This is a genomic window from Ruegeria sp. G12 (assembly GCF_056533565.1).
The window spans coordinates 354055-367337 of record NZ_JBQFOO010000003.1 but is presented as its reverse complement, the minus strand read 5'-3'; the positions used below and the strand labels follow the sequence as shown (position 1 = coordinate 367337).

13 protein-coding genes are annotated in these 13283 nt (G+C 61.4%); 8 read left to right on the top strand and 5 right to left on the bottom strand.

The genetic code is table 11. The features are described from left to right. Window positions 1–46: 46 nt before the first annotated feature. The gene (locus tag ACR0JN_RS09530) at window positions 47–337 is read right to left on the bottom strand and encodes an I78 family peptidase inhibitor (protein WP_480885316.1); all 291 of its coding nucleotides are present in this window, start codon (window positions 335–337) and stop codon (window positions 47–49) included. 129 nt (window positions 338–466) lie between these two features. Between ACR0JN_RS09530 and ACR0JN_RS09525 the strand changes: the two genes are divergently transcribed. Both ACR0JN_RS09525 and ACR0JN_RS09520 read left to right on the top strand, forming a co-directional pair. Continuing rightward, window positions 467–1579: an S-(hydroxymethyl)glutathione dehydrogenase/class III alcohol dehydrogenase gene (locus tag ACR0JN_RS09525; RefSeq protein ID WP_480885315.1), complete on the top strand. Its 1113-nt coding sequence runs from the start codon at window positions 467–469 to the stop codon at window positions 1577–1579. 94 nt (window positions 1580–1673) lie between these two features. Next, window positions 1674–2399, top strand: a complete 726-nt coding sequence (locus tag ACR0JN_RS09520) for an NYN domain-containing protein (protein WP_480885314.1) — start codon at window positions 1674–1676, stop codon at window positions 2397–2399. A gap of 8 nt (window positions 2400–2407) precedes the next feature. On the opposite strand, the gene ACR0JN_RS09515 is transcribed toward ACR0JN_RS09520, so the two are convergent. The 3 genes from ACR0JN_RS09515 to ACR0JN_RS09505 form a co-directional block, all read right to left on the bottom strand. Continuing rightward, window positions 2408–3343 carry a DMT family transporter gene (locus ACR0JN_RS09515; RefSeq protein WP_480815603.1) on the bottom strand — a complete coding sequence of 312 codons (936 nt, stop codon included), beginning with the start codon at window positions 3341–3343 and terminating at the stop codon, window positions 2408–2410. Between the two features lie 136 nt (window positions 3344–3479). After that, window positions 3480–3893, bottom strand: a complete 414-nt coding sequence (locus ACR0JN_RS09510; RefSeq protein WP_480885313.1) for a group III truncated hemoglobin — start codon at window positions 3891–3893, stop codon at window positions 3480–3482. A 48-nt stretch (window positions 3894–3941) separates the two neighbouring features. Beyond that, entirely contained in the window at window positions 3942–6860 is a 2919-nt protein-coding gene (locus ACR0JN_RS09505; RefSeq protein WP_480885312.1) for an error-prone DNA polymerase, read from the bottom strand. Between the two features lie 110 nt (window positions 6861–6970). On the opposite strand from ACR0JN_RS09505, the gene ACR0JN_RS09500 reads away from it, so the two are divergent. Next, entirely contained in the window at window positions 6971–7435 is a 465-nt protein-coding gene (locus ACR0JN_RS09500) for a DUF1203 domain-containing protein (protein ID WP_480885311.1), read from the top strand. Here ACR0JN_RS09500 and ACR0JN_RS09495 read toward each other — a convergent pair. Continuing rightward, window positions 7432–8424, bottom strand: coding sequence for an ABC transporter ATP-binding protein (locus ACR0JN_RS09495; protein ID WP_480885496.1), 993 nt, complete (start codon window positions 8422–8424; stop codon window positions 7432–7434). The two genes, ACR0JN_RS09500 and ACR0JN_RS09495, sit on opposite strands and share 4 nt — an antisense overlap. Before the next feature lie 87 nt (window positions 8425–8511). Between ACR0JN_RS09495 and ACR0JN_RS09490 the strand changes: the two genes are divergently transcribed. The 5 genes from ACR0JN_RS09490 (at window position 8512) to polA (ending at window position 13260) form a co-directional block, all read left to right on the top strand. After that, window positions 8512–8691, top strand: coding sequence for a zinc-finger domain-containing protein (locus ACR0JN_RS09490; protein ID WP_480815607.1), 180 nt, complete (start codon window positions 8512–8514; stop codon window positions 8689–8691). A 52-nt stretch (window positions 8692–8743) separates the two neighbouring features. Then, entirely contained in the window at window positions 8744–9385 is a 642-nt protein-coding gene (locus ACR0JN_RS09485; RefSeq protein ID WP_480885310.1) for a YrbL family protein, read from the top strand. A 70-nt stretch (window positions 9386–9455) separates the two neighbouring features. Next, window positions 9456–9926, top strand: coding sequence for a hypothetical protein (locus ACR0JN_RS09480; RefSeq protein ID WP_480885309.1), 471 nt, complete (start codon window positions 9456–9458; stop codon window positions 9924–9926). A gap of 112 nt (window positions 9927–10038) precedes the next feature. Then, on the top strand, window positions 10039–10362 hold the full coding sequence (locus tag ACR0JN_RS09475; RefSeq protein WP_480815610.1) for an SH3 domain-containing protein: 324 nt from the start codon (window positions 10039–10041) through the stop codon (window positions 10360–10362). Between the two features lie 102 nt (window positions 10363–10464). Continuing rightward, complete coding sequence (gene polA, locus ACR0JN_RS09470; protein WP_480885308.1) at window positions 10465–13260, top strand: DNA polymerase I; 2796 nt, start codon at window positions 10465–10467, stop codon at window positions 13258–13260. Window positions 13261–13283 lie beyond the last annotated feature (23 nt).

Below are 13283 nucleotides of genomic sequence, written 5' to 3'. Positions count from 1 at the left end.
TGTTCTCATTTTGTTCTTAAATGAGAATCGGCCCCCGAGTCCACGCCTAGCCGCAGGTCAGCCGCTGAATGATGCCGCTGCCATCCACGAACACGTTCAGCCGGTCGATCCGGTAATCCTGCGTGGCGATCCCATCGGGCCCCAGAACGCGCGACCGTTCCGGCAGTTGACCTTGGATGGTCGACACCGGCTGGCCGATGGAACTGGCAAAGGGCTCGCCCTCGCAAAAGGCCAGATCAACAGGGGCGGCTTCGGGCGCAAGGCGGGCGTCTTCGGGCGGTGGCGATGTCTCGGCGCAGGCGGCCAGCAGGGCCAGCGCGGGAATAAAGCGGTGCATTGGCGTTCCTCTTTCCGGCAATGTCGCTTCTGCAATATCAGATGTTTAGCCAAGCTGTCACCAAAGCGCAGTTGAAAACGCCCTGCAATTGACGCAGGGTCGGGCAAAACAGACAGGGAGAGAGTGATCATGCGTACCCGTGCCGCCGTCGCCGTTCAGGCGGGCAAACCTTTGGAAGTGATGGAGGTGAACCTCGAAGGCCCCAAAGCGGGTGAGGTTCTGGTGGAAATCAAGGCCACCGGCATTTGCCATACGGACGAATTCACCCTGTCAGGTGCCGACCCCGAGGGCCTGTTTCCCGCCATTCTGGGCCACGAAGGCGCGGGCGTGGTGGTCGAGGTCGGCCCCGGCGTGACCAGCCTGAAGCCGGGCGATCACGTAATCCCGCTCTACACGCCGGAATGTCGTGAATGCGAATACTGTCTGCACCCCAAGACCAACCTGTGTCAGGCGATCCGCACCACGCAAGGGCAGGGGCTGATGCCCGACGGGACCTCGCGGTTTTCGACGCTGGATGGCGATCCGATCCTGCACTACATGGGCTGCTCGACCTTCTCGAACCACACTGTTCTGCCCGAGATTGCGCTGGCCAAGGTGCGCGAGGACGCGCCCTTCGACAAGATCTGCTATATCGGCTGCGGCGTGACCACCGGTATCGGAGCCGTCATCAACACCGCCAAGGTGGAAATCGGCAGCCGTGCCATCGTGTTCGGTCTGGGCGGTATCGGTCTGAACGTCATTCAGGGCCTGCGTTTGGCCGGGGCCGATCAGATTGTTGGCGTTGATCTGAACCCCGCCAAGGTCGAGATGGCAACCAAGTTCGGCATGACCGATTTCGTGAACCCCAAAGAGGTCGAGGGCGATCTGGTCCCCTATCTGGTCGACCTGACCAATGGCGGCGCGGATTACACCTTTGACGCCACCGGCAATGTGGGCGTGATGCGCGATGCGCTTGAATCGGCGCATAAGGGCTGGGGTGAATCGATCATCATCGGCGTGGCCCCTGCCGGGGCCGAAATCTCGACCCGTCCGTTCCAGCTGGTCACCGGCCGGTCGTGGCGCGGCACCGCATTCGGCGGCGCGCGGGGCCGGACCGATGTGCCCAAGATCGTCGACTGGTACATGGAAGGCAAGATCGAGATCGACCCGATGATCACCCACACCATGGGTCTGGACGACATCAACCACGGCTTCGATCTGATGCATAAGGGTGAGAGCATCCGGTCGGTCGTCGTTTACTAAGAAATCTAAAATAAGTTGTGTGGGCGGGCTTTTGCTCGCCCTTTTCGTTGTTACATTCCTATTCAAGAATAAAACTCATAGTTGAGGGACGGAATTGACTTTAAAGACTACGGATCGCCTTGCGGTTCTGATTGACGCGGACAATGTGCCGGCAAAATACGCGGCGGAAATTTTTGAAGAAGCTGCGACCTTGGGCGAGGCCAGCCTGCGCCGTATTTACGGGGATTTCTCGAATGGCGCTCCGCAGGGATGGGACGCCAAATCTCTGGCCAAATATGCCATTGTCGCGCATCAGCAGTTTGCCAATACGACGGGCAAGAACTCTAGCGACATTGCCCTGGTTATTGATGCGATGGATATTCTGCATACCGAACGGTTCAGCGGTTTTGTTCTGGTGTCCTCGGACAGCGATTTTACCCGTCTGGCAAACCGCATTCGCGAACAAGGGCTCGACGTGTTTGGAATTGGCGAGCGCAAGGCACCGGAATCGCTGGTCGCGGCCTGCAATCGCTTCATTTACATCGAAAACATAAAGCGGACGCCGGTACCCGCCTTGACCGTCGTTAAAGGTGGAGATGTCAAAGAAAAGCAGAGCCTAAATCATGCATTTCAACTGCTTAGAAATGTGGTCAACACAACAAACGACCCCGATGGGTGGGCGACGCTGGCCTTTGTTGAACGGCAATTGGGTAAGATTTACCCAGACTTTGACCCGCGCAGCTATGGCTACAGCAAACTGAGCGATCTGGTACGAGGTCTTGGCCGCTTCGACGAAGCGGATGTCCACGGCAACTTCCGGATGCGGTGTTCAGAGAAGTAATCTGCGCATCACTTCCCCGGCCGCGTCGCCCCCGTATCCGACCTCGGGGACCGCACCCGCAGGACCGGGGTGTTGGCCGAGGCGTTTGTCCGGCTCTCGCGCCAGACCACGAAGACGCCCGAGGCGATGATGATGCTGGCTCCGACGGCGACCCAGCCGTCGGGGTTTTCGCCGAAAAAGACCATGCCGAACAGGGTGGCCCAGATGATCTGGCTGTACTGGCTGGGGGCGACGACCCCGGCGGGCGCGGCGCGGTAGGCCATAATGATCAGGTGCTGGGCGATGACCGAGAACACGCCCACCAGCGCCATCATCCCCAGATGCGGCAGGGATGGCGGCTGATAGACCGCCGGTTGCGCCACACTCATGGCGGCGATGGCCAGCAGCATCGGGTAGAGGATCAGCACAGCGGATCGTTCCTCATTCCCGATCTTGCGCACCAGAACAGACCCAAACGCACTGCAAAACGCCGCCGTTAAGGCTGCAAGATGGCCGAGGGTGATGTCTGTCGCGCCGGGGCGCAGAACGATCAGCACGCCGATCAGGCCGACGCCCACGGCGGCCCAGCGTTGGGCGCGCACGACCTCACCCAAGATCGGGATCGACAGGACGGTGACGATCAGCGGGAACGAGAACAGCAGCGAGTAGACCTCGGCCAGGGGCAGCACCGAGAAGGCGTAGAACACGCAGACCATCGACGTCACCAGCAGGGCCGAGCGCAGCAGTACCAGCCAAGGGTGGCGGGGCAGGAAATTCCCGGTGGTCCGGTCGGTCAGGATGGTCACCGTCATCGGCACAAAGGAAAACAGTGTCGCGAAAAAGATGATCTGCATCACCGAATAGGTCCCGCCCAGCACCTTGATCAGCGCGTCATGGCTGGCAAAGACCGCGAATCCCAGAAACGCGAAACCAAGTCCCCGGAGGGTGGTGTTTTGAGTGCTCATCGATATGGCCTCGGGCGATGTCGGTGTGGTGGGTATGGGCCGTCGCAGCGACGTCTTGCCTCTGACTACCCCCATTTTGGCAGGGCGCATAGCCCCTATTTTACCGCTAACATCGCAAAGCGGCCATGTGATGCGGTCAACGCAGGATCGGCGGCGCATCCTTGGGCTGGCGCGCCGATTGCACGCCTGCCTTCATTCCCACGCCAATGCGCCGGGCCAGAGCGACCCACGGGATAGCGGTTTCCGGGGGCAGGGTCTGGGTCGCAACCTCTTCGAACAGGTCCAGCCAGTGGGCGAAGAATTCCGGTTTGACGTCGGGCCGTTCGATATGGACCCGCTGCGGATTGCCGTCATAGCTGCGCTCGTACAGGATGGCGTTGCGCCAGAATGCGGCGATCTTGGCCTCATGCGCAGTCCAGTCATGCACGTGTTTGTTGAAGACCGGTCCCAGGACGGTATCCTCGCGCACGCGGGCGTAAAAGGCGCGGACCTGCGCGTTGATCTGCGCGGGCGTGGCGGGGAAGCGCGGGGGCAAGGCGGGTCTGGTCATGAGCGTTCCGAATGTGACTTTGTTCAGCGGTCATATCCGGTTTCGGCGTCAGGCAGCAGGCGTGGTTTTGTCGCGCGGCTCGGGTGTCAGCAGATGCCGCAGCAGGGCCACGGGGTGCGCCCGCAGGCTGAGGCGGGTGGCCACGTAATCCTCGACCACCTGCTCGCCCAGCGTCATTTGCGGCAGATGGGCTTCGGGCTCGTCCAGCGCCTCGCCCTCCAGATCCTGCGAGAACAGCGGCAGAGGCTCGGCGGTGGCAATCGCCTTGGCTTGCCACAACGCCTCGCGCCGGATCAGGTCGCAGGCGGCGAAGGCATCGGCCTCGGCCAGCCGTTCGATCACCGACGGCCCCAGCCCGGCGCGCCGCCACACGTCATCGACCTGATGGTAGCCGTTGCCGCGCGCCGCCGTTAACCAACTGGCATCTTCCTCGCTCAGGCCCTTGATCTGGCGGAACCCCAGCCGCAGGGCCAGCCCACCGCGCCCGTCGGGTTCCATCACATTGTCCCAGAAGCTGGCATTGATGCAGACCGGGCGCACCTGCACCCCATGCTCGCGCGCATCCCGCACGATTTGGGCGGGGGCGTAAAACCCCATCGGCTGCGAATTCAGCAGGGCGCAGGCAAAGATTCCCGGATGGTGGCATTTGATCCAGGCCGAGGCATAGACCAGCAGCGCAAAGCTGGCCGCATGACTTTCGGGGAAGCCGTAAGAGCCGAAGCCTTCGATCTGCGAGAAACAGCGCTCGGCAAAGTCATCCTCATAGCCGTTGTTTTTCATGCCGCGTAAAAAGAGCGCGCGGAATTCGCTGACATTGCCGTGCTTCTTGAAGGTCGCCAGCGACCGCCGCAGCCGGTCCGCCTGTTCCGGGGTGAAACCCGCCCCCACGATGGCGATCTGCATCGCCTGTTCCTGAAACAGCGGCACGCCCAGCGTTTTGCCCAGCACGTCGCCCAGCGCGTCCGATGGGAAGCTGACCTCCTCCTGGCCGTTCCGCCGCCGGATGTAAGGATGCACCATGTCGCCCTGAATCGGGCCGGGGCGGATGATGGCGACCTCAATCACCAGATCATAGAAGGTGCGCGGTTTCATCCGGGGCAGAAAGTTCATCTGCGCACGCGATTCCACCTGAAACACGCCGACTGAGTCCGCCTTGCACAGCATGTCATAGACCACTGGGTCCTCGGGCGGCAGGGTCGCCAGCGTATAGCCGGTACGGTGGTGCTGCTGGATCAGGTCGAAGGCCTTTCGGATGCAGGTCAGCATCCCGAGGCTGAGCACATCGACCTTGAGGATGCCCAGCGAGTCGATGTCGTCCTTGTCCCAGCAGATGACCGTGCGGCCCTCCATCGTGGCGTTTTCGATGGGGACCAGCTCGTCCAGACGCCCCTCGGTGATGATGAAACCGCCGACATGCTGGGACAGATGGCGGGGGAAGCCGTCGATCTCATAGACCAGCATTAGGGTCTGTTTCAGGCGTCGATCTTCCGGGTCGAGGCCAATCTCGCGCATCCGCTGCGCTTCGAGCCCGCCAGCTGAGAAGAACCCCCAAAGCTGGGAGCTGAGCCCCGCAATCGTATCCTCGGTCAGGCCCATGGCGCGACCCACCTCGCGGATGGCGCGCTTGCCGCGGTAATGCACAACCGTGGCGCAGAGGCCCGCGCGTTCGCGGCCATAGCGGTCATAGATGTGCTGGATCACCTCTTCGCGGCGTTCATGTTCGAAATCCACGTCGATATCGGGCGGCTCGTCGCGGGCTTCCGAGACGAAGCGTTCGAACACCATGGTGCCCATCTCGGGGCTGACCTCGGTAATGCCGAGGCAGAAGCAGACCACCGAATTGGCCGCCGAGCCGCGCCCCTGACACAGGATATCGCGTGAGCGGGCGAAATGGACGATGTCGCGGACGGTCAGGAAATAGGGTTCGTATTTCAGCTTGCCGATCAGGGTGAGTTCATGGGCGAGCATCTGTTTCGCCTTTTCGGGCGCGCCCGCCGGATAGCGCCAGTTCAACCCCTCATGCGCCAGCCGGTGCAGGCGCTGGGTCGGGGTTTCCTGTTCGCTGCCCTCATTGGGGTATTCGTAGCGCAACTCGTCCAGCGAGAATGTCAGGTCCTCGCTGAGCGCATGTGCGCGTGCGACGGCCCCTTCATGACCCTTGAACAGGCGCAGCATCTCAGCCTCGGACCGCAGGCGTTGTTCACCATTGGCCAGCGCGTCGCGGCCCAGATCGTCGACCTTGCGGCGCAGGCGGATGGCGGTCAGCACATCACCCAGTTTACGGCGGGTGCCGTGATGCATCATCGGTGCGGCGCTGGCGAGGGTGGGGATGCTGAGGTGCTTTGATTCAGTCTCTAATTCATTGAAATACGCGCTGTCGGCCCCATCGTACCGGGGATGCATCAGCAGATGCATCCGCCCACCAAAGCGGCGCGTCAGCTGTTGCGCCTGTGTCCGCCAAGGGCTCGCGCCGCCCTGCAAACGACTCGCCTGTGGCCAGAGGAGCAGGTGGAGACCATCCGCGAATTCCAGCAGGTCCGACAGGTGCAGGATGCAGTCGCCCTTTTCGGCCCGCAGGCGACCCCGGGAGAGGATACGACACAGGTTACCCCAACCCTGCCGGTTCAGCGGCAGTGCGGTGACGGTGGGCGCGTCGGTAAAGATCAGCCGCGCCGCCGGGATCAGGCGGGGCACCGCGTGGACGGGGTATGAGAGCGGTTTCAGGATGTGATCGGGGCAGGGCGGGCCGATGGAGGTGTTCTGCGCCTCCCACTCCAGTCGTTCACGCACCTTGCGGGCGATCTCGCGCCCTTGAGTATGGGCGCGGACGATCCCGGCGACCGAGTTATCATCGGCAATCGCGATGGCGGGCAGACCCAGGGTGACGGCGCGCTCCATATACTCCTCGGGGTGCGAGGCCCCGGTGAGGAAGGTGAAGTTCGATGTGATCGACAGCTCGGCATACATGGCGATTCCATATTATATTCACGTTTTGTTCTTTTTCCGAGTCCTTTGCGCAGGAAACGGGTCGCTTGCGGCTGGTCAGGCAGGCAGGGTCAGGAAAAAGGAGACCCGAGATGTTCAAGATCACCGCCTTACCCACACCCGAAATCCGCGCCCTTCAAGCCGGAGGGCCGGACGCCTATGGCGCCACGCCCGAACGTGCCGTTTCGAAGGGCGCTGGCAACCCCTGCCGTCACTGTCTGCAGAACATTCCCGAAGGCGAAGAGATGCTGATATTGGCCCATCGCCCTTTTTCAGAGACACATCCTTATGCCGAAACAGGGCCGATCTTCCTGTGTGCAGCCCCATGCGAGCGGTATGAGGGCGCGGTTTTGCCCGAGATTTTGACCACCTCTCCGGACTATCTGATCAAGGGGTACGGGGCGGATGACCGCATCGTCTATGGCACTGGGGCGATCACGCCCACGGATCAGATCGGCGCAGCGGTAAGGGACATCTTCGCCCGCCCGGACATCGCCTATATCCATGTGCGATCAGCGCGGAACAATTGCTATCAGGCGCGGATCGACCGGGTTTAAAGCTTGACCCGGTGCATGCCCCGGCGCGGCTGATCCTGATCATCCGCCGGGGTATCGTCTTCGCGCGATGAGGTCAGGGCGAGGAACACATCCTCAAGATCGGCCTCTTCGGTCCGAACATCGCGGATGCGGATGCCCACGGCACGAACCGCCTCCAGCACCTGCTCGGCACTGGTCTGGGCGCTGCGGTACTGCAGCACAAGGCTGCCATCGTCGCGCAGGGTGGCTTCGACACCGTCAGCCACCGGCAAATTGGCCACCGGGCTGTCGGGGATGATCACCATAGTGCGGCTGTCCATCCGACCCAACAGGTTGGCGGTGCTGTCCTGCGCGATCTTTTCGCCGTGGTTGATGATCGCGATCTCGTCGCACATCTCCTGCGCTTCTTCCAGATAATGTGTGGTCAGGATGATCGTCATGCCCTGTTCATTCAGCTTGCGCACATTGGTCCAAAGCATCTGGCGCAGCTCGATATCTACGCCTGCGGTGGGCTCGTCCAGCACCAGAACCTTGGGATGATGCACCAGTGCCTTGGCCAGCAACAGCCGCCGCCGCATCCCGCCGGAAAGAGTGCGGGCATAAGCCTCGGCTTTGTCGCTTAGGCCCACCAGGTCCAGAATCTGGTCGCTGCGGCGCTGCGCCTTGGGTACACCGTACAGGCCCGCCTGCACCTCCAACGCGCCGCGCGGGGTGAAAAACGGGTCGAGGTTCAGTTCCTGCGGCATCACTCCGATGGCGGCGCGCGACTGGCGCGGGTGCTGGTCCTGATCGAAGCCCCAGATCGACACGGACCCGGCCGATTTCACCACCAGACCGGCCAGAATGTTGATCAGGGTCGATTTCCCGGCCCCGTTCGGCCCCAGAAGCCCAAAGACCGAGCCGCGCGGCACCGTCAGGTCAATCCCCTTGAGCGCCTGTTTTTCCGGCTGACCCTTGCCGCCGCGATAGGTCTTGCGCAGCCCTTCGATCCTGATTGCCGCATCGCTCATGTGGCTCTTGCCCCCGGTTTGCTCATCGCTCATAAACGCACCTAATACATGCCCGCGAGGCCGACAACCGAAGAAGGATCGCCAGCCGTGACCATCGAAGCGCCGGAAACCAGGATCGTTGAAACCACCCGTGTCGCCTGTGACGGCGGCGAAGGTGCGTTGGGCCATCCGCGCGTGTGGCTGCAGATCCCGGAAGATACCGGTTGGGTCGAATGCCCCTATTGCGACTGCAAATATGTTCTGAAGGGCACCGAGGCGCAAAGCTGACGCCGTCTGTTCGATGCAAGACGCAGGTAGGACGCCATTTGCAACAGGGCTTTTGCAGCTTTCAGATCAGGATCTGGTCGCAAGCGGTGGCCACCGGAACGTCTACGCTTGCCCGGGTCAGCCAGAACTGCTGATCAAGGTGACACGGCCCCGCAAACGCCCGAACCGATCCTTCACCAAGCGGCTGATCCGGCGCATTTTGCCGGATTCGGTGTACCGCAATGCCCTGAAAGAGATCGAGTGCGAGTTGAAAGCGGCGCTGAAAATCGGGGCCGATATTGCACAACTGCCCTTGGCGCGATCCTTCGGCGTTGTTCAGACCAATGCCGGGCCGGGCGTGGTTGTGGAACGGATACAAGCGGACGACGGGCAGCTTGCTGACCATCTTGCAGCCCTGTGCGAACAGGGTGGCCTGAACAATGACGCTCTGAACGACCTCAACAGCTTCGTGCAGAAGCTGTTTCAGCTTCAGATCGTCGGGCGCGATATTCACGAGACCAATATCGTCTACGGGCGTCGCGGTCCCACCCGGATGTTCTTTCTGATCGACGGGTATGGAGAGCGCAATCTGGTGCCCCTGCGCACGCTCAGCCGCAGGCTGAACGACCGGTCGCTGAACAAACAGATGCAGCGTATTGCCGAAAAGACCGGGTTGATCTGGGACAGAACGCATAGGGTTTTTAACACCACCTGAGGGAACCTGATCCGATGCCTCAGTCTCGCCCAGTTTCGGTGATATCCGGACGACGGACCGAGGGAGTGCGATGACAGACGCAACAGCAACACACATCAACAGCCCGGTTTTCGGCTGGATCGGGTTCTGCGCTGGGGCTGGTGCGCTTTTTGCCGCGCTGTTTGTGTTCTGGGCCGGACCCTTCGCGCCGCAACAGTCGACAGGCGTGTCGCTGGGCGAGCTTGCCGCCGAGATCGGCAAATCCACCTTGCGCGCAGCGGCGGGTCTGGAGCAGCCCGCGCCGGTTGCGCCAACGCGGGATCTGGACGATTTTCTGCAGATCGGGGTTGCCATGCTGGGCGGGGTGGCGATTGTCCTGTCCGCAATCGGCATCCTGCGCCACGAACAGTTGCGCCCGGCGATTGCGGGTGTTGCGATCGGCGTCGGCGCGATCCTGTTTCAGTTCTTTGCCATGGCCTTTTTCGCCTTTTTGGGCGTGCTGGTGATCATGGCGTTGCTGAACAGTTTTTCCGACTTTTTCTCGGGGCTGTTCGGCGGCTAGGCCTTTTCCGACGCTGCAATCGCCCGATGGCCTGCCTTGTAGACGGAGGCCGCGCCGCGGGTTAGGGTCGCAGTGCGACATATTTTTAACGATGATTTTGGAGACAAGTGTAATGAAGCGACTTCTTGGCGCAGCTTTTGGCGTTTTCCTTGCAACAGCGGCCTATTCTCAACAGATCGTTCCGCCCACAGGCCCGGTTATCACCGATACCGGCTGTCTGGTTAAGGGGCTGAACCCCAATGGCGACGGGTTTCTGGCGCTCAGAACCGGGCCGGGCTCGAACTACCAGCAGATCGGCAGCCTGCGGAATGGCGACGCGGCCTATATCCGGTCCTGCAATGGCAAATGGTGCTATGTGGAAAACGGCGCGATCAACAATGTTGAATCGGTGTTCCGGGGCTGGATTCACACCGGCTGGTGCGAGTTCTATCCGTAAGTCCGCCGGAACGCGCGGCCTGGCCTGATCGGCGCGTTCTCCCACTGGTATCCATCTGCGTTCCATGGCAGGACGGATGGGCAAACACAGGGGAGCGCGCGCATGAGCGAATTCGGAAAAGGCTGTCACCTGCATCTGATCGACGGATCGGCCTTTATCTTCAGGGCCTATCACGCCCTGCCCCCTCTGACGCGAAAATCCGACGGGTTGCCGATTGGGGCCGTGTCCGGGTTCTGCAACATGCTGCAGAAATATGTCGAAGGAAACGCCGGGCCGGACGCGCCGACCCATGTTGCGGTGATTTTCGACAAGGGGTCACACACGTTCCGCAACGACCTCTATGACCTGTACAAAGCCAACCGCGAGGCGATGCCCGAGGACCTGCGCCCGCAGATGCCCCTGACCCGCGAGGCGACGAAAGCCTTCAACATCGCCTGCAAGGAGCTCGAGGGGTACGAGGCCGACGACATCATCGCAACCCTCGCCGTTCAGGCGCGCGACGCCGGGGGCCGCGTGACCATCGTCAGTTCCGACAAGGACCTGATGCAACTGGTCGGCGACGGTGTCGAAATGCTGGACGCGATGAAGAACAAGCGCATCGACCGCGACGGGGTGGTCGAGAAGTTCGGCGTCGGCCCGGAACGTGTGGTCGATGTGCAGGCGCTGGCTGGGGATTCGGTGGACAATGTGCCGGGGGCGCCGGGGATCGGGATCAAGACCGCCGCCCTGCTGATCAACGAATATGGCGATCTGGAAACGCTGTTGGACCGCGCCGAAGAGATCAAACAGCCCAAGCGCCGCCAGACCCTGATCGAAAAGCGCGACCAGATCGAGTTGTCGAAAAAGCTGGTGCAACTGGATGCCGCAACGCCTCTGGATTTCACGCTGGACGATCTGGAGGTTAAGGACCCCGAGCCGGATATCCTGCTGGGGTTCCTCGCCGAAATGGAATTCCGCACCCTCACCAAACGCATCGCCGACAAGCTGGGCGCCGAGGCCCCGGTGATCGCCGATGCGCCCGCGCCGGTGGATGAGCCGCAGGCCGAGGATATTCCGTTTGGTGCCGAAAAATACGACTGCGTGCGCGACGCCGGTGCGCTGCAAAAGTGGATTGATCAGGCTTATGAGCGCGGCTGGATCGCTGTCGATACCGAGACCACGGGTCTGAACGAAATGATCGCCGATCTGGTGGGCATTTCGCTGTGTGTTGAAGCGGGCGAGGCCTGCTATATCCCTCTGACCCACCGCGAGGGCGCAAGCGATGATCTGTTCGGCTCGGACGCGCTGGCCGAGGGGCAGATGCCGCTGGATGAGGCTCTAAATATGCTGAAACCTGTGTTCGAGGACCCGTCGATCCTGAAGATCGGGCAGAACATGAAATATGACGCCAAGATTTTCGCGCGATATGACATCGACGTGGCCCCAATCGACGACACGATGCTGATGTCCTACGCGATGCATGGGGGTGAGCATGGACATGGGATGGATACGCTCTCGGAACGTTATCTGAACCACACGCCGATTCCGATCAAACCGCTGCTGGGCTCGGGCAAGTCGGCGATCACCTTCGACAAGGTGCCGATTGACGAGGCCACGGCTTATGCCGCCGAGGATGCGGATATCACACTGCGCCTGTGGCAACTGTTCAAACCGCAACTGCATCAGGTGCAGGTGACGACAGTCTATGAGACGCTGGAACGGCCCTTGGTGCCGGTGCTGGCCGAGATGGAGATGCATGGCATCAAGGTCGACCGCGATGTGCTGAGCCGCATGTCCAACGCCTTTGCGCAGAAAATGGCCGGATTAGAGGCTGATATTCACGAATTGGCGGGCGAGAATTTCAATGTCGGCTCACCTGCGCAACTGGGCGAGATTCTGTTCGACAAGATGGGGCTTGAGGGCGGCAAGAAGGGCAAGACCGGGAAATATTCGACCGGGGCGGATATTCTGGAAGACCTTGCCACCGAGCACGAATTGCCCCGCCGGGTGCTGGACTGGCGGCAGCTTTCCAAGCTGAAATCGACCTATACGGACGCGCTGCAGACCCATATCAACCCGGATACAGGGCGGGTGCATACGTCTTATTCGATCACCGGGGCGAACACCGGCCGTCTGGCCTCAACCGATCCGAACCTGCAGAACATCCCGGTGCGGACCGAGGAAGGGCGGCGCATTCGCGAGGCGTTTATTGCCGAGCCGGGCAACGTGCTGGTCAGCCTTGACTACAGCCAGATCGAGTTGCGGATTCTGGCCCATATCGCCGATATTTCGACCCTGAAACAGGCGTTTTCCGATGGGTTGGACATTCACGCCATGACGGCGTCCGAGATGTTCGACGTGCCGCTGGACGAGATGACGCCGGATATCCGGCGGCAGGCCAAGGCGATCAACTTTGGTGTGATCTATGGCATCTCGGGCTTTGGTCTGGCGCGCAACCTGCGTATCCCCCGGGCCGAGGCACAGGGCTTCATCGACCGTTATTTCGAACGCTTCCCGGGAATCCGGACCTATATGGACGACACAATCGCCTTTGCGAAAGAGAACGGGTACGTGCAAACCCTGTTCGGTCGCAAAATCCATACGCCCGAAATCAACGCGAAAGGACCCCATGCCGGGTTCTCACGTCGGGCGGCGATCAACGCGCCAATCCAAGGCACGGCGGCGGATGTGATCCGGCGCGCTATGGTCCGGATGCCGGGGGCGATCAACGGGCTGCCAGCCAAGATGCTGCTGCAGGTGCATGACGAATTGCTGTTCGAAGTGGCCGAAAACTCAGTGGATCAGGTGATCGGCGTCGCGGGGGATGTGATGGAAGGCGCATCCGATCCGGCGGTGAAGCTAGATGTGAAGCTGAGCGTGGATGCAGGCCAGGGCGCGAACTGGGCCGAGGCGCACTGAAGGCGCTGCTCATCAGGCCCAGC

Bases quoted from the DNA above. Each gene is read 5' to 3' on its own strand.
- ACR0JN_RS09505 (WP_480885312.1), bottom strand. From the start codon at position 6,860: ATGTATGCCGAGCTGTCGATCACATCGAACTTCACCTTCCTCACCGGG.
- ACR0JN_RS09500 (WP_480885311.1), top strand. From the start codon at position 6,971: ATGTTCAAGATCACCGCCTTACCCACACCCGAAATCCGCGCCCTTCAA.
- ACR0JN_RS09480 (WP_480885309.1), top strand. From the start codon at position 9,456: ATGACAGACGCAACAGCAACACACATCAACAGCCCGGTTTTCGGCTGG.
- polA (WP_480885308.1), top strand. From the start codon at position 10,465: ATGAGCGAATTCGGAAAAGGCTGTCACCTGCATCTGATCGACGGATCG.
- ACR0JN_RS09530 (WP_480885316.1), bottom strand. From the start codon at position 337: ATGCACCGCTTTATTCCCGCGCTGGCCCTGCTGGCCGCCTGCGCCGAG.
- ACR0JN_RS09475 (WP_480815610.1), top strand. From the start codon at position 10,039: ATGAAGCGACTTCTTGGCGCAGCTTTTGGCGTTTTCCTTGCAACAGCG.
- ACR0JN_RS09525 (WP_480885315.1), top strand. From the start codon at position 467: ATGCGTACCCGTGCCGCCGTCGCCGTTCAGGCGGGCAAACCTTTGGAA.
- ACR0JN_RS09495 (WP_480885496.1), bottom strand. From the start codon at position 8,424: ATGAGCGATGCGGCAATCAGGATCGAAGGGCTGCGCAAGACCTATCGC.
- ACR0JN_RS09515 (WP_480815603.1), bottom strand. From the start codon at position 3,343: ATGAGCACTCAAAACACCACCCTCCGGGGACTTGGTTTCGCGTTTCTG.
- ACR0JN_RS09510 (WP_480885313.1), bottom strand. From the start codon at position 3,893: ATGACCAGACCCGCCTTGCCCCCGCGCTTCCCCGCCACGCCCGCGCAG.